Origin of the sequence: Vreelandella sedimenti (assembly GCF_013416325.1) — a bacterium.
GTDB classification, from domain to species: Bacteria; Pseudomonadota; Gammaproteobacteria; order Pseudomonadales; family Halomonadaceae; genus Vreelandella; species Vreelandella sedimenti.
Genome location: NZ_JACCGK010000004.1, coordinates 49,331 through 64,941, shown reverse-complemented (window position 1 = coordinate 64,941; position 15,611 = coordinate 49,331). Strand labels below are relative to the sequence as shown.

The window sequence follows — 15,611 nt, the reverse complement described above, 5'->3', positions numbered from 1 at the left end:
GACCGCCATGGATGGCGGAAATGCCGGAATTGTCGGGAACATTTTCCGGCCATGTCGAAAGACCCTCGCTCCAACCTGCCCTCGCACCTGCCTTGGCAAAGAACCTCTTTGAGTACCCTCTGCATACTGGTGTTTTGTTTGGTTCAAGGCATCAGCGCAGGGGCAGTGAGACCGGTATTCTCTTCAAAGCCAAACATTAAGTTGAGATTTTGGATTGCTTGGCCTGAAGCGCCTTTGACCAGGTTATCGATCACCGATAGCACGACCACCGTGTTGCCATTGTTAGGCCGGTGGACTGCCAAGCGGCAGGTGTTGATGCCTTTGACACTGCGCGTTTCAGGGTGGCTCCCCGCAGGCATCACATCGACAAAGGGTTCGTCGGCGTAGCGCTGCTCAAACAGTGCCTGCAGATCGCCGGGGTCAGCGGTTAGCTGGCCGTAGAGTGTGGAGTGAATGCCGCGAATCATCGGTGTTAGGTGGGGCACAAAGGTTAAACCCACCGTGGATTGCTGGATATCTCTAAGTCCTTGGCTAATTTCCGGCAGGTGGCGGTGGCCCGAGGCGCCGTAGGCCTTCATCGACTCGCTGGCTTCGGCGAGCAGTGAGCCTACTTTAGCGCCGCGGCCTGCGCCGGTAACGCCGGATTTGCAGTCAGCAATGAGTTGGCTTGGGTCGATCAAACCCGCTTCCAAAAGCGGCAGGTAGCCCAACTGAACGCTGGTGGGGTAGCAACCGGGAACCGCAATTAACCGTGCGTTTTTGATTTTCTCCCGGTGCATTTCCGGCAGCCCGTAAACCGCCTCTTGCAACAATTCCGGGGCGCCGTGGGCCTGACCGTACCAGCGGCTCCACTCTTCTGTATCGCGCAGCCGGAAGTCGGCTGATAGATCAATCACCCGAGTGCCGTTTTCGAGTAGCTCACCCGCTAGGGTGTGGGCAACGCCATGGGGGGTGGAAAAAAATACCGCATCCATGGCGCCCAACTGTTTGGCGTCCGGCTCGCTAAATGCCAGCGTGTTGTAATGACCGCGCAGATTGGGGTACATGTCGCACACCTTGACGCCGGTTTCCGAGCGCGAGGTAATCATGGCTACGTTAACTTGGGGGTGTTGGGCGAGTAGCCGCAGTAGTTCAACGCCGGTGTAACCTGTACCGCCAACAATGCCGACCTTAATCACAAATCACTCCTTACGGGTGCCGCTGAGTAGAAAACCAAATTCGCTATTAGCTTAAGCATAGGACACCAAGCTGTTTAAGCGTATCCAGCTATGATACACAAGAGTGTAAAGATACAAGAGTAAGGAAGGTCACTGTGGCGCGTTTTTCCCGATCGGATTTTACCTTAGAGAGTTTTCGTCGCCAGTTGGCCAACGTCGACGCCCTTCCGCAACTCTGTTTGCTGGGCCTTGTCTCGGGGATCATTACCGGCGCTGTGATGGTGGCGTTTCGGCTGCTATTGGAGGCGGGCGCCGCGCTCTACATGACCGATGGCGACCCAGAAGCGTTTGAAAGCATGGCGCCCTGGCTGCGTGCACTGCTACCTATGTTGGCGGTTACACTTGTGGGTGTGCTGCTGTACCGGCAAAAACCGGCAGCGCGTAAGTTGGGCGTTGGCCATGTAATTGAGCGGCTTACCTATCATCAGGGCCGTTTTCCGTTACGCAATTGGTTAAATCAGTGGTGGGTAGGTGTTGTGGTGGTATTGGGCGGGCTCTCTGCTGGACGCGAGGGTCCAGCGATTCATTTAGGCGCGGCGGCGGCCAGTGGGTTAGGTCAACAGATGCGCTTGCCCAATAATAGTCTCAGAGTACTCGTGGCTTGTGGTACCGCAGCAGCTATTTCCGCCTCTTTTAACACGCCTATCGCGGGTGTCATCTTCGCCATGGAAGTGGTGATGATGGAGTACACATTGATGAGTTTTATGCCCGTGATTTTGGCCTCTACCATGGGTGCGCTGGTGGCGCAGCTAGCGTATGGCAACGAACCCGCTTTTCGTATCCCTGAGATAGCATTAGGTTCACTTATCAACTTGCCGTGGATTGTGTTTACCGGGCTGGTGATTGGTCTGCTAGCGGGGCTGTTTATTCATATTTCACGCAGTCAGCGGATTATGCTGTGGCCGCTCTGGATGCGTCTTGGCTTGGTGGGTGTGGCAACTGGCGCGGTGGCTTGGTGGTTTCCTCAGGTTCAGGGCATCGGTTATGACAGCGTAGCGGCGGCGCTCAATAACCAGCTGGAAATTAAAGTGCTGCTGGCGCTGATGATTGTCAAACTGCTGCTTACGGCGCTAACTGTCGCTGGTGGTGTACCCATTGGTATTATCGGCCCGGTGTTGGTCATAGGTGCTGCCACAGGCGCACTGTTTGGTTTACTGGGGGGCTGGCTTTGGTCTGATAAAGCCGCGGATCCTGGTATTTACGCGATGCTAGGTATGGCCGCAATGATGGGGGCGGTATTACAAGCGCCCCTGGCTGCCCTAATGGCGCTTTTGGAGTTAACCCATACGCCGAGTATCATGCTTCCCGGCATGCTGGCGGTGGTGGTGGCGTGCTTAACCTCGCGTCAATTGACCGGCTGTGAAGGTTTCTTTATTAGCACTGTACGCTACGGGTTGCACCCGCTTCAGCAGCCGTTGATGCAGGCTCTCTCACGGGTTTCGGTGCCTGCGGTGATGGAGCGTCAACTAGTGCGCACCGAGCGAATGATCCCCCCTGATCAAGCGCGGCTTTTATTAGAGAAGAACCCGGTGTGGTTAGTGATTGAGCGGTCAACAGAGGAAAAACCGGTGCTGGCGCTAAAAGCCGCTGAACTGGCACGTTGGCTGCTTGAGCACGATGAGGCGTTGCAGGGGAAAGAGCCGCCTACGGATGAACTGATCGACTTACTGGAGATCCCAGGACAGCGCTTGGAACTGGCGCCGATTGGTTTACAGGCGACGCTTTCCGAAGCGTTTCTAAAACTGCAGGATAACGCTCTGGGGGCGCTCTACGTCGTTCACGGCTATCGCCCAAAGCAGCGGCGTATTTCAGGTATTATCACCCGTGGCGCCATCGAACGTTATTATCACTACACTGACCCCCGTGGCGTCGACCCTCGTGACAATGAAGTACGAGGGAATGATGCCCGTAAGAAGGATTCATCACTTTAAGGAGCGACAATGTACCTATGGTTAAAGGCCCTTCACTTAATGGCCGTAGTGACGTGGTTCGCTGCGCTGTTCTATTTACCCCGCCTGTATGTGTATCACGCCACTGCGCGGGATAACGGCGACGAACAGGCCATCAGCTATTTCAAAACCATGGAGCGTAAGCTCTACCGTGGCATCATGACCCCTTCGATGATTGCAGTGCTCATTTTTGGTGGCTGGATGCTCTATCTGGTGCCCGAATGGTTTAGCCAGGGCTGGATGCATGCCAAGCTGGCGCTAGTGGTTCTGCTTATCGCCTATCATCACGTTTGTTTGATCTATTTGAAGCAGTTTGCCCAGGATCGTTGTACCAAAGGCCATGTGTTTTTCCGTTGGCTTAATGAAGCGCCGGTGATTGCGCTCGTGGCGATTATTCTGCTTGCCGTTGTGAAGCCCTTTTGATGCGCCGACCGCTTCCCCCCGTGGTGTTAGTACTCGCCGGGCATGACCCGACTGGTGGCGCTGGGTTAATCGCTGACAGTGAAGCCATTGCGGCCTGTGGTGGTTGGGCGGTAACGATCCCCACTGCGCTGACGGTACAGAATTGTCATAATGTGACCCGCGTGATCCCTGCTGAGCCGACCGCGATGCGCCAAATGGCCGAGGCAATTAGTGAGATGCAGGTCGCGGCGATTAAGATTGGCCTACTTGCTGACGAAGACACCTTGCGCGCAGCGGAGCAAATTATTCGTCGTTTTCCAGGCATTCCCGTGGTAGCCGATCCGGTCTTTAAGGCCGGTGGCGGAACTGAGTTATCCACACCTGCTTTGCGTCAATTGTTTATTGATCGCTTGTTACCGCTTGTGGATATCTTAACCCCGAATCGTGCTGAGTTGGCACAGCTTACGCCTGACATCATCACTCCTTTCGATGATACGGCCCGTGCGGTGGCACTGATGTCACAGGGGTGCCAAGCCATTCTGGTCACTGCCACGGATGAGCCGCTGCCCGGCAACGACCAGCAGGTGGTGCACACCCTGCACTCGCCTGATACTACTCGCCAGTGGCAGTGGCCACGTTTGCCTGAATTGTTCCATGGTTCTGGCTGCACACTGGCATCGTCTCTAGCTGCTCGTCTCGCTGTTGGTGAGCGCTTACCAACAGCTTGTGAGCAGGCTCAGCACTTTACTTGGCAAAGTCTGTCTCAAGGCTTTCAACCGCCCAGCGGCCAGTGTTTGCCACATCGTTTTTCACGGGCTGCCCGTTTTTGATCCTATCTTCTGTACGCCATTGACCGAGAGGATGCCATGACTACATCAGCTGAACTGTTCGATCTTGCCAATCGCCATATACCGGGCGGGGTAAACTCACCTGTCCGGGCGTTTAAAGGGTTGCACCGCCCGCCGGTCTTTATGGAGCGTGCTCAAGGTGCCTTTCTGTTTGACGTCGAAGGCAATCGCTACGTGGACTATGTCGGCTCCTGGGGGCCCATGATCACTGGGCATGCCGACCAAGACGTATTGGCAGCCGTACGGGCGCGATTAGACAACGGCCTGTCCTTTGGAACCCCTACCGCAGTCGAAACCACCATGGCGGATTTGATCTGCGAGATGATCCCCTCCATGGATATGGTGCGCATGACCAGCTCGGGCACCGAAGCCACCATGTCGGCGATTCGGCTGGCGCGAGGTACCACTGGCCGCGATAAGATCGTTAAGTTCGAGGGTAACTACCACGGCCACTCTGATTCACTGTTGGTTAAGGCGGGCTCGGGCGCGCTTACCCACGGCGAACCTAGCTCGCCGGGCGTGCCCGCGTCGCTGGCTGAACACACTATTACGCTGTCGTTTAACGACCCTGAAGGTGTTGAAGCGTGTTTTAGCGAAATTGGCGATCAGATTGCCTGCATTATTGTTGAACCCGTTGCCGGCAATATGAATTGCATTCCGCCTCAACCGGGCTTTTTGGAAACACTTCGCCGAGTATGTAACGAGTACGGCAGCCTGCTCATTTTTGACGAAGTGATGACCGGTTTTCGAGTGGCATTGGGCGGTGCCCAAGCCCACTATGGCATAGTGCCTGATCTAACCTGCTTGGGAAAAATTGTCGGTGGTGGTATGCCGGTGGGCGCCTTTGGTGGCAAGCGCGAGATAATGCAAAACATTTCCCCCCTGGGGCCGGTTTACCAAGCGGGCACATTGTCGGGTAACCCGCTGGCGATGGCTGCAGGTGTTGCACTGCTAACCAAACTACAGGTGCCGGGCTTTCATGATGCGCTTACCCAGCGGGTTAACACCCTTTGTGCGGGCCTTCAGGAGCGTGCCAATGCCGCACGGGTGCCGATGATGACGCAGTCGGCAGGCGGTATGTTTGGACTTTTCTTCACCTCACAAAGCCGTGTGGATAACTTTGCCCAAGCCACCGCCTGCAACCCGGATGCCTTCCGCCGCTTCTTTGGCGCGATGCTCGATCACGGTGTTTACTTGGCGCCTTCTGCTTACGAAGCAGGCTTTATGTCCAGCGCTCATACCCCGGAAGACATTCAGTTCACCCTGGATGCAGCAGAAAAAGCCTTCGCAGTTATGTAACGGCAAGTAACTAAAAGCCCGCTATACTGCAAGAGCCGCTCACTCTGAGCGGCTCTTGGCTTAGATGAGAGCTACACTCATGACACGACCAACGGCTTGGCGATACGTGATCTGCGCAGCGGGGCTGCTAGCCTGCTTTCCGCTGGTTGCACAGTCGCCTCAGGAGCAGGACATGACCCAGATCCATATCACCATGAGCGGTTCGCCAGGCGCAGAATTTTCCGCCCACTGGCAGATTACCCATGAAGGCGAAACGACCGAGCATGTGGAAGAGCACGGGACGGTGCCTGCCGAATATTCGTTTACCGGGACAGAGCTGGAAGGCACGGTAAAACTGTTAAGTGACGATGAGCGGTTGGAAGTGGATATTCAGAAAGGTAGCAACCGGTCGCGTTCGTCGACTCAGGGAGCCGGGGGTACATTAACGCTGATGATTCGTTAACTTTTGCATTCTTGAAGTAATAAAAAACCGCCCCAGAAGGGGCGGTTTGCGTGAGCTCGATCGATTACCACTGAGTCGAGATAGCAGAATTGTTGTGCCCTACTTGAGAGTGAGTAGCTGCAGCAGCACCACCGTAAGAAGCGTTTTGGCGGATAGTAGACACGTTATTACGACCTTCTTGGTATACATCGGCCATGTGATCATTGCCACCTTGATAGATGTAGGAAGAACTTAGATCTGCTGCAACTTGGATGACTTTAGCTTCATTATAATTTCCGTCCTGATGCACAAAGCTCCAAGTTTCATCGGTATTATAAGCCTGATAAACGTCCGAAGAGTTATTGTCACCAAATTGCTCGACTATGGAGTCGCTCTTGCTAGTGTTCCAGAACTGTGCAACGGTGGAGTTGTTACCATTACCCTCTTGGTGAACAAAAGAATCATTAAGCTCTCCACCCTTTTGTACAACAATAGACTTGTTCTCATCGCCTCTTTGATAAACAATAGATTCATGCTCGTTGCCGCTTTGTAATACATAAGAGGTATTGTCATCTCCTTTCTGAGCTACGCGAGAATATTGCTCATCACCATATTGATCAGTTTCAGCCATGTTATCATCACCATTCTGGATGATTAACGACGTTCGCTTAGAATCTCGATCAAATCCATTCAAACCTGAACGAATCGATTCTTGTTCATCAAAAGCTGGATTCGCTACCGAATTTGCAGTGCCGTTGATGGTAGAGTCTTGGTAGTCACGAGCTTGTGCTGAGAACGCGCTAACTAGAGCAATGGCGGCAGCGATAGTAGTAATTTGAGTTTTCATGGTGGTTCCCCTTTTTCGATCTACTTGCTTTGGTTTTAACTGAGAAGCTGGCTGCGACTCAGTTGGTATCGATAGTGACCGGTCGTGCATAGCCCGAATAATTTTGTTGTTCGACACTTATGCTGCGAAGGCCACTGCCCGATTGATAAAGAGCTATATCACTGTTCCGTCCAAACTGGTTTACTTGTGCTTTAATTTCAAATTGGCCACCAGTTTGACTGATATTTGCGATATGATTTGAACCTATCTGTTTCACTAAACCAATGTTAGCGCCATTATTTTGAGAAATACTGGCTTGGTTGTTGTATCCATCTTGATAGATGTAGGCGATGTTACCCATTTGATAGCTCGCTGAGCGAGACTGTGTAACGTTAGCTTGGTTATCATTACCGTTTTGACTAATGATGCTAACGTTACTTTTTAATAAATTGTTATGGTATGTACCTGCTGCATACTGAGTTATTCTGGCATCTTCTTCCGATGAATGTGGAAAGTTATTACCTGCGGCTAATGAGGTGGAAGCATTGGTTAATGAAATTGCGGCCACTAACGCAGTAAAATAGATTCGCATGTGCTGGCAGTAACTGAACGGTTTCATATCTGGCCTTTCGAAACTTTATGTATCATTTTGTATCATTGTGTTTATTTTGGTGTGTTTTTAGAAATTAACCATAGTGATTTTTTTTGAGATGACGATTGTTTTTTTAACTATTAAAGAGATAATACTTATCATTAAAATCACTATAAAAGAATTAGGTTTGTAGTCATTTTAGGTATTATTTACGTGTGTAACGGCCACTAGAAATGTGGCCGTTGTTACTTTTTATATAAGAAATATTAAAGCATGGGCGTGGGGGAATTTAGGTAGTCATTAAGTACGGTATCTTGAATATTCGTCCCTGGTGCCAAATTCCACAGGCGGTTTTCAACGCCTCTAGCAATAAGGTGGATAACTGCCGATTCAATCGCTGACATGACCGCAAGTTGAACGGGTTCATTCGTGGTAAGGCCTACTTCGGCCTCTAGCAAACGACGAAAATCAATAAAGCGATAGACACCCGCTCGCATCTCTTTAGAGTAAATTGTTTTCGTAGTAGTTACGTTAGCTAGTACTTCGCCTGTGGAAATTTCAACCGCGCGTAAATTGACCGTTACCTGATCAACTTGGTACTGCCCTGAGGCACCAATACCAAAATATTCAGCACCAGCGCCACCAGTTCGCACATTGGATTCATAAGCGATAATGCCACCTTCCAGCATTACCGAGGCCGCCCGGAGTGATGGAAGCGTATCGGGCTGACCAAAGCGTTCGAATTCAGCCCGTATGATGCGTCTTTCAGTAAGCAGGTTTTGTAAGCCCACACGCTCAAGCGGTATAAACCAACCTGAATCCGCCAGTGCGCCGGTCAGCATTGCTGCGGCACCTTGGGTGACGGCGGTGGAAAAAGTACTGGCAGGTGCTGGTCGATATTGGCCTGTTTGGTCGCGAAAGTCATAGACAGACACAAATATTTGCCCGGCGGTGGGAGGGAGCGAAATTAAATCTTGGTAGGTTGCCCCGCGGGGAGTTAGCGTTGCGTTTGCACCTTCTAAATTTTCCGATGTGGCGACCATACCGGCACAACCACTCAGTAAACTGGCGACAATTAGTGTTGCGATAATTTTCATGGTGTTCCCCTGAGATGACGAATAATTTTTTGTGGTGAGTTATTTTTTGTTTTAAGGATTGAACAGCCCACCCACGCTTATTTCGGTCACGTCACCCGTCACTTTATCGACTACTCTTACAACTAATTGGCCGCCATTGTCGCTAACTACCACACCGAACTCATCGCTATCGAAACTTCCTTCGCCAACATCCCCCGAACTGACATCTGCTATTAATTGAGAAATGAGTCGGCTCTCTAAACTTTGCAGTAATCTTTCGGTAGCGGAAGTGGGTGTCGCTCTACTAGCACTGGAATCGGTATTAGTATCCTGCGCTTGGGCTTTGCCTAATAGATAGCTACCTACGAAGGGATCACCACCAAAAGATGGGTTAAGTGGCTTGTAAATCAAATCCCCAGCCTGAGCTGTGGCGGATAGTACTAAGGCCAAACCCATTCCGGTTAAGCCATATCTTTTTATGGTCTTCATTAGAAAATCTCCTCTTTACCCAGGTCTTTGTCGGACGATAATGCTGCGGATACTTGTCGTTCTATTAGAGCTCTTTCGACGGTTTCAACAGCTTCCCCAGCGGCACGATCGGCTTCATTTATCCTGGGGGAGAGCTGTGTACGGAAATACATACGGTTGCCCTCCATCACCCATATTTGGCTGCCCCAGCGGGCATCGGGGCGCTCTTTAATGGTGATGGTTGTATTGCCGATAATCAGGTTATCCATCGCCCGCTGACTAAAGGCACGATAAAAGGTTTTACCTGCCATGGTGATTGTGCGGTCTACCATGACACCGGTTAGCTCACTTCCTCCGTTAGTGCTGCCTTTCACTTCAGGTCCATCAGGGCTTGAGAGCTGATTAATAGCGTCAATCGCTTCTTGTTCATTAGCGGGTAACGCATCGGTGGGTTCGTTGGCCCATACTGAAGATGACAAGACAGACATCGCCACGGCTAAAGCGCCGATGGTTAAACGGTTTATTAATGACATGCCAATCACCCTTGCACTTGAAGCGTTACCTATGCCGCTGAAGGCTGCGTGCGGTCTCAATATTGGGCAGAATCGGGCCCAGGTTCTGATGAATCCAGTTGAGCGCTTGAATGCGGTTGTGAACGTTAATTTTGCGAAAAATGTTGTAAAGGTGTGATTTAACGGTGTGTTCGCTAACAAACAGCTTTTCGGCAATTTGTTGATTGGAAGAGCCACCGCTAAGTAGCGAAATAATTTCCATTTCCCGGTTAGTGAGTCCGCAGGCTGGGCGGAAGGCATTACTCTGGTATTTGCGATAGAACAAAATCAAACGCGCCATCAAATCCCGCGACATCCACAGCTCTCCTTCAAGTAGCGCGTGTATGCCTTTACAGATGACCTCAAGACTTTCATTACGATAAAACACGCCTTTTAGCTGTGCGCATGAGAGCGCTTCAAGGGCGTGATCCATATCATGAATGTTGAAGGCGGCTAGAGGTGTTTTAGTGAGCGCATCGGGTAGTTTGTCTTGCCACTCAGGCATTGCATCTATGCCGATATGATCACTATCGATAAGTATCAACATGTTGCCCAATGCAGAAGTTGGTAACGCTGCGTGGGGGGAGTGGATACTAATTTGACAACCGGTGTGTTTATTCAAGTACTCAGCGAACAGCTGGACTTGGGGACTTTTTTCGGTAACGACATACACCGTTCCGGTAGACTTTTCCTGCGACATTTGGGTAGCCCTCGTGGAGAGAAAGAGTGAGCAGGTCACATATTTAGTGTTGTCTATAAGATACGTTATGTAAAGTTTTGTTATTAATAAAGTGGTAAAAGTAATGCACACAACCTGATGAATTTTTCATTAGAATTTTTTAACTCTTTAAAAACAATGAGTAATGGTTTAATTAGAAATAGGTTTAATAGAATTTATTTATATACGTTTAGTAACATTTTGCTGGCTTTTGATACGTTCCATGAGCGCGTAAACTGACGCTCTACTGTTAGGAGTACATGCCATGGTCGTCGTCAATACCCTTGTACTTGCCAGTGGCAATGCAGGAAAATTAAGAGAATTCAATCAGTTAATTTCGCCTTTGGGATTCGATGTTCGCCCCCAGGCGGATTTTGGTGTCACGGATGTTGAAGAGACGGGGCTAACCTTCGTCGAAAATGCACTGTTAAAAGCGCGTGAAGCGAGCCTCATCAGTGGATTACCTGCATTAGCTGACGATTCTGGGCTTGAAGTAGATGCACTCAATGGGGCGCCCGGTATCTATTCCGCTCGGTATGGCGGTGAACCGAGAAGCGATGAGAAAAATAACCAAACGTTGTTAGCCGCATTAAGTGACTGTGCGGAAGGACAGAGAAGTGGACGTTACTGGTGTGTGCTGGTTTATTTGCGCCATCCGAAGGATCCGGTGCCGGTCATAGTGCAGCGGAGTTGGGAAGGCGAGATTCTTGCTCATCCCAGAGGGAAGGAGGGATTTGGCTATGATCCGCTTTTCTGGTTACCCGATCAGGGTATGAGCGTTGCCGAGCTGCCTAGTGAAAGCAAAAATCGCCTTAGCCATCGTGGTCGCGCGTTGCAGGGGTTAGTGGAGCTACTGAAGGTGGCGCATGGCTGATACATTGCCGCCACTCTCTCTCTATATCCACACGCCCTGGTGTGTACGTAAATGTCCATACTGTGATTTCAATTCTCATGAGCCGGGTACTCACGGTTTTACACCGCGGGATTTACCTGAAGCCGCCTATCTAGATGCGCTTTTACAAGATCTGGATAGTGATCTTGGTCTGGCGGCTGGTCGGGAAATTAAAACCATCTTTATTGGCGGTGGGACTCCCAGCCTGCTGTCGCCCGCGTTTTATGAACGGTTACTAAAAGAGGTTCAGATCCGTTTACCCTTCTCTAAAGAGATAGAAATTACCTTAGAGGCAAATCCAGGTACCACGGAGCAAGAACGTTTCATTGGTTACCGGAAAGCAGGCATTAACCGTCTTTCGCTGGGTATTCAAAGCTTTCAGCCTGATCAGTTGCATGCACTGGGGCGAATCCATAGCGGTGACGAAGCGATTGCTGCGGTGACGCAGGCGCGCGAAGCCGGCTTTGCCAATATTAATATTGACCTTATGCACGGTTTGCCCAATCAAACGCCTCAATTGGCGATGGATGATATTGCCCAAGCGCTGGCATTAGCACCTGAACATCTCTCTTGGTACCAGTTGACCCTTGAGCCGAATACCGCCTTTCACTCCCACCCCCCGGTACTGCCAGAGGAAGAGGCGCTTTGGGATATTCAGGATAAAGGGCATCAGCTCCTGGAGCAGGCGGGCTTCAAGCGCTACGAGATCTCGGCTTACGCTAGTGCTGGTCACCAGAGTCGCCATAACCTTAATTACTGGCAGTTTGGTGACTACCTTGGGATTGGCGCTGGTGCCCATGGCAAGCTTAGTCGTATTGACTCAAATGGGGAGTGGCACATTGAACGGCGCTGGAAAACCCGCCAGCCGGACGCTTATTTAAAGCGCGTAGAGGATCTACGTGGCTTTATAGCAGGTAAACAGCTTATAAAAACGGATGGGCTACCGTTGGAGTTTGCCATGAACGCTTTACGGCTCACTGACGGGGTGTCGCTTGAGACATGGAGAGCCAACACTGGGCAAGCGTCTGCAATGTTACTCACGCGTTTACAATCTGCCGAGAAAAAAGGACTTTTGATGCAAATGCCTGAAAAACTGCGTGCATCGCCTCAAGGTCTATTATTCTTGAATGAGTTGCTAGCTTTGATCAGCGATGATTGACCAGCAATCTACAGAATTCTTTTTTTCTGAAATAACAGACTTGAATCATCAAGCTTGACGACTTACAAGGAGTGAGTGATGCGTATTTCTCGACTACTGACACCGTTGGCGGCTGCTATTCTACTGGCCGGTTGCGCTACATCGGATCCTTACGGTGGCCAAACGCAGCGCTCTAGCACCGCTATGGGCACCGGGATTGGTGCCGCCGTGGGGGCCGCTGCAGGCGCTCTGTCTGGCGATGGCAGCACCAGCCGTCGTGACCGCGCACTAATTGGTGCTGCCGTGGGCGCAGCAGCGGGCGCTGGTATTGGTGTCTATATGGATCGCCAAGAGCAGCAGCTACGTGAAAACCTACAGGGGTCACGCATTGAAATCGATCGCCGTGGCGACGATATCGTGCTCAATATGCCTAGCGGCGTTACCTTTGGCTTTGACTCTGCTGATCTTACCAGCGAGGCGCGCGGCTCTCTTAATGAAGTCGCTAATGTTCTCACTCAGTACCAAGACACCCGTGTTAGTATCGCCGGCCACACCGATAGCACCGGCGATGCTAGCTACAATCAGCGTCTCTCCGAGCGCCGCGCTCAAGCCGTATCGAGCTACCTTACTCAGAACGGCGTTTCGTCTACGCGTCTTAATACCTCGGGCTATGGTGCTACCCAGCCAGTTGCCAGTAATGACAATGAACAGGGTCGTGCTCAAAACCGGCGGGTAGAAATTACTTTAACTCCCACGGGCGATGGTCAAGGTTAAGTCTCACGCTTGATGAACTAATCTGGCTATTGCCGCCCCAAGCCCGCTATGCTCACATAGCGGGCTTTTTTCATTCACTTGCCGATGAGCTTCCATGCTGTCTTATCAACATGCCTATCATGCCGGTAATTTTGCGGACGTACATAAACATCTAACGCTTTATGCGGTGATTGATTATTTATTACGTAAAAAATCTTCCATTACATATATCGATACTCATGCGGGGCGAGGACTCTATCCCCTCAATGCTCAAGAGACGCAACGCTTGCAAGAGTATCGAGAGGGGATATGGCCAGTGTGGCAAGCTCGCGCTGAGCTTAGCAATGAGCTGGTAAGCGCATGGCGAGCAGCGCTAGTAAGCGCTCAACCCATGCCAGAGGCATTTACTCACTACCCAGGCTCACCCTGGTGGCTGAGCCATTCATTGCGTGAGCAGGATCAACTGCGGCTGTTTGAGCTACACCCTGGCGAGCATGAGCAGCTTAATGCCCAGGAATTATCGCCCCATGCACAGCGAGTGTTTGGCGATGGGTTGGCAGGGCTGTCAGCCATGCTGCCGGCGGTAACGCCACGGCTATGCGTTGTGATTGATCCGAGTTATGAGATTAAAGCCGAGTATCAGGACGTCGCCGAGACGGTGGTTTATACCTTAGAGAAAGCGCGCCATGGCGTGGTATTGATTTGGTACCCGCTGCTGCCAGCAGGCCATCATCGCACGCTATTAAGCAGCCTCAAGGAGAGCGGAATACGCAAGATATGGCGCAGCGAGCTGCTGCTGCGCAAACCTGGCGAGCAGGATCACGGTATGTTCGGTAGCGGTATGCTGGTGATTAATCCGCCCTGGGGGTTGGATAAACGCCTATCAGCAGCGATGGCAGAAATTACCCCGCTGCTCGGTGCTGATAGCCACTACCAGGCGGATTGGTGGGTGGGAGAGTAGTTGTTGAAAACAGCTCTATTTGCCGATACAAAAACTGCCAAAAATTTCGCCCAACAAATCATCGGCGCTGAATTCTCCGGTGATCTCGCCTAAGGCCTGTTGGGCTTCACGCAAATCTTCCGCCAGCAGTTCCCCTGCGCCATAGCCATCCAACTGAGCACGGCCGGTATCAAGGGCTGCCATGGCGCGATCTAGGGCGTCCAAGTGCCGTCGGCGGGCGGAGAAGCGACCCTCGGTGGTGGCGGCAAACCCCATCACATCCTTCAGATGCGTTTTCAAGTTATCCACACCCGTACCGGTTTTCGCCGATAGGCGCACAATGGGCGTGGTTGTGGATAAATCAATGCCCGCCGGTTCGGCACTGGTATCGATTTTATTACGCACCAGGGTTAAGCGGCTCTGGTCGGGCAGGCGAGCGACAAACTCGGGCCAGATGGCCATGGGGTCGGTTGAAGTAGTGGTGCTGGCATCGACAAGTAGTAGCACTCGGTCGGCTTTCTCTATTTCGGCCCAGGCACGTGCGACACCAATTTTCTCCACCGCATCAGGCGTATCGCGCAATCCAGCGGTGTCGATGATATGTAGGGGCATACCATCGATATGGATATGCTCACGGAGCACGTCCCGGGTCGTGCCCGCGATATCCGTTACAATGGCGGTATCTTGTTCGGTCAGCGCATTTAGCAGGCTCGACTTACCCGCATTGGGTCGCCCGGCAATGACCACGCTCATCCCTTCGCGCAGCAGTGCGCCTTGGCCTGCCGCTTGGCGTACGTCGCTCAGCGCTTGCTGGACGCTGCTTAAGTGCTGGGCAACGTGACCGTCGGCAAGAAAGTCGATCTCTTCTTCGGGGAAGTCGATCGCCGCTTCAACGTAAACGCGCAGTTCGATCAAGCGTTCCACCAGCGCAGAAACGCGCTTCGAGAACTCACCCTGGAGCGAGCGTACGGCGTTCTCTGCCGCCGAGCGTGAGGTGGCATCGATGAGATCGGCAATCGCTTCCGCCTGGGCCAGGTCGAGCTTGTCGTTTAAAAACGCCCGCTCTGAAAACTCTCCTGGCCGCGCCAAACGAGCACCCAAGGCGACACAACGCTCCAGCAGCATATCCATAATAATTGGGCCGCCGTGTCCCTGGAGTTCCAGTACGTCTTCACCGGTAAACGAATGGGGGCCGTTGAAGAACACAGCGATGCCTTCATCAATACTGCCTTCTGCGCCTTGGAAGGGGCCGTAGTGAGCGTATCGTGGGGCAGGGCAATGTCCAACCATGGCCTGAGCGATTTCGCGGCAGGCAGGCCCTGAGACACGGATAATACCCACGCCGCCACGTCCAGGAGGTGTTGCCAGTGCCGCAATGGTGTCAGGCGTGTAGAGGCGTTCGGCCATGGTGAATCTCTTAGTCAATTGGCAGAAATAGCATTTGATCGGTCTAGTCTGGATTTGTCGACCTTAAAACGCCAGACCCCCGCTCGAGGCGGGGGTCTGAAGGGCGATGACAAA

The 15,611-nt window shown here is 51.9% G+C and carries 17 protein-coding genes; 9 read left to right on the top strand and 8 right to left on the bottom strand.

From position 1 onward, the window contains the following. Positions 1-143: 143 nt before the first annotated feature. Complete coding sequence (gene argC / locus HZU72_RS05210) at positions 144-1,178, bottom strand: N-acetyl-gamma-glutamyl-phosphate reductase (RefSeq protein WP_180090858.1); 1,035 nt, start codon at positions 1,176-1,178, stop codon at positions 144-146. Positions 1,179-1,312: 134 nt separating this feature from the next. On the opposite strand from argC, the gene HZU72_RS05205 reads away from it, so the two are divergent. The 5 genes from HZU72_RS05205 to HZU72_RS05185 all read left to right on the top strand — a co-directional run bounded on the left by HZU72_RS05205 (position 1,313) and on the right by HZU72_RS05185 (position 6,157). Further along, the gene (locus HZU72_RS05205; protein WP_180090857.1) at positions 1,313-3,148 is read left to right on the top strand and encodes a chloride channel protein; all 1,836 of its coding nucleotides are present in this window, start codon (positions 1,313-1,315) and stop codon (positions 3,146-3,148) included. Between the two features lie 9 nt (positions 3,149-3,157). Further along, entirely contained in the window at positions 3,158-3,589 is a 432-nt protein-coding gene (gene hemJ / locus HZU72_RS05200) for a protoporphyrinogen oxidase HemJ (protein ID WP_180090856.1), read from the top strand. Next, positions 3,589-4,398, top strand: a complete 810-nt coding sequence (thiD, locus tag HZU72_RS05195) for a bifunctional hydroxymethylpyrimidine kinase/phosphomethylpyrimidine kinase (RefSeq protein ID WP_180090855.1) — start codon at positions 3,589-3,591, stop codon at positions 4,396-4,398. Before hemJ ends, thiD begins: the two co-directional genes overlap by 1 nt. Before the next feature lie 36 nt (positions 4,399-4,434). Then, the gene (gene hemL / locus HZU72_RS05190) at positions 4,435-5,715 is read left to right on the top strand and encodes a glutamate-1-semialdehyde 2,1-aminomutase (protein ID WP_180090854.1); all 1,281 of its coding nucleotides are present in this window, start codon (positions 4,435-4,437) and stop codon (positions 5,713-5,715) included. Between the two features lie 79 nt (positions 5,716-5,794). Beyond that, entirely contained in the window at positions 5,795-6,157 is a 363-nt protein-coding gene (locus tag HZU72_RS05185) for a hypothetical protein (RefSeq protein ID WP_208457969.1), read from the top strand. 64 nt (positions 6,158-6,221) lie between these two features. On the opposite strand, the gene HZU72_RS05180 is transcribed toward HZU72_RS05185, so the two are convergent. The 6 genes from HZU72_RS05180 to HZU72_RS05155 all read right to left on the bottom strand — a co-directional run bounded on the left by HZU72_RS05180 (position 6,222) and on the right by HZU72_RS05155 (position 10,349). Beyond that, entirely contained in the window at positions 6,222-6,983 is a 762-nt protein-coding gene (locus HZU72_RS05180) for a hypothetical protein (protein WP_180090853.1), read from the bottom strand. A gap of 58 nt (positions 6,984-7,041) precedes the next feature. Continuing rightward, positions 7,042-7,581 carry a hypothetical protein gene (locus HZU72_RS05175; protein WP_180090852.1) on the bottom strand — a complete coding sequence of 180 codons (540 nt, stop codon included), beginning with the start codon at positions 7,579-7,581 and terminating at the stop codon, positions 7,042-7,044. 239 nt (positions 7,582-7,820) lie between these two features. After that, positions 7,821-8,651, bottom strand: a complete 831-nt coding sequence (locus HZU72_RS05170; RefSeq protein WP_180090851.1) for a CsgG/HfaB family protein — start codon at positions 8,649-8,651, stop codon at positions 7,821-7,823. A gap of 51 nt (positions 8,652-8,702) precedes the next feature. After that, positions 8,703-9,119, bottom strand: a complete 417-nt coding sequence (locus tag HZU72_RS05165) for a curli assembly protein CsgF (RefSeq protein WP_180090850.1) — start codon at positions 9,117-9,119, stop codon at positions 8,703-8,705. Beyond that, positions 9,119-9,631 (bottom strand): CsgE family curli-type amyloid fiber assembly protein, encoded by a 513-nt coding sequence (locus HZU72_RS05160; protein WP_180090849.1) that lies wholly within the window; start codon positions 9,629-9,631, stop codon positions 9,119-9,121. The genes HZU72_RS05165 and HZU72_RS05160 overlap by 1 nt, the downstream gene beginning before the upstream one ends. A 25-nt stretch (positions 9,632-9,656) precedes the next feature. Then, the gene (locus HZU72_RS05155) at positions 9,657-10,349 is read right to left on the bottom strand and encodes a response regulator transcription factor (RefSeq protein WP_180090848.1); all 693 of its coding nucleotides are present in this window, start codon (positions 10,347-10,349) and stop codon (positions 9,657-9,659) included. Positions 10,350-10,632: 283 nt separating this feature from the next. On the opposite strand from HZU72_RS05155, the gene rdgB reads away from it, so the two are divergent. The 4 genes from rdgB to HZU72_RS05135 all read left to right on the top strand — a co-directional run bounded on the left by rdgB (position 10,633) and on the right by HZU72_RS05135 (position 14,111). Next, positions 10,633-11,241 (top strand): RdgB/HAM1 family non-canonical purine NTP pyrophosphatase, encoded by a 609-nt coding sequence (gene rdgB / locus HZU72_RS05150; RefSeq protein ID WP_180090847.1) that lies wholly within the window; start codon positions 10,633-10,635, stop codon positions 11,239-11,241. After that, entirely contained in the window at positions 11,234-12,418 is a 1,185-nt protein-coding gene (gene hemW / locus HZU72_RS05145; protein ID WP_180090846.1) for a radical SAM family heme chaperone HemW, read from the top strand. Before rdgB ends, hemW begins: the two co-directional genes overlap by 8 nt. A 78-nt stretch (positions 12,419-12,496) precedes the next feature. Next, positions 12,497-13,171 carry a YiaD family glycine zipper/OmpA-like lipoprotein gene (locus HZU72_RS05140; RefSeq protein ID WP_180090845.1) on the top strand — a complete coding sequence of 225 codons (675 nt, stop codon included), beginning with the start codon at positions 12,497-12,499 and terminating at the stop codon, positions 13,169-13,171. A 94-nt stretch (positions 13,172-13,265) separates the two neighbouring features. Next, positions 13,266-14,111, top strand: coding sequence for a 23S rRNA (adenine(2030)-N(6))-methyltransferase RlmJ (locus HZU72_RS05135; protein WP_180090844.1), 846 nt, complete (start codon positions 13,266-13,268; stop codon positions 14,109-14,111). 15 nt (positions 14,112-14,126) lie between these two features. Here the strand turns inward: HZU72_RS05135 and mnmE are convergent, their stop codons facing one another. After that, positions 14,127-15,497 (bottom strand): tRNA uridine-5-carboxymethylaminomethyl(34) synthesis GTPase MnmE, encoded by a 1,371-nt coding sequence (gene mnmE / locus HZU72_RS05130; protein WP_180090843.1) that lies wholly within the window; start codon positions 15,495-15,497, stop codon positions 14,127-14,129. Positions 15,498-15,611: the final 114 nt, after the last annotated feature.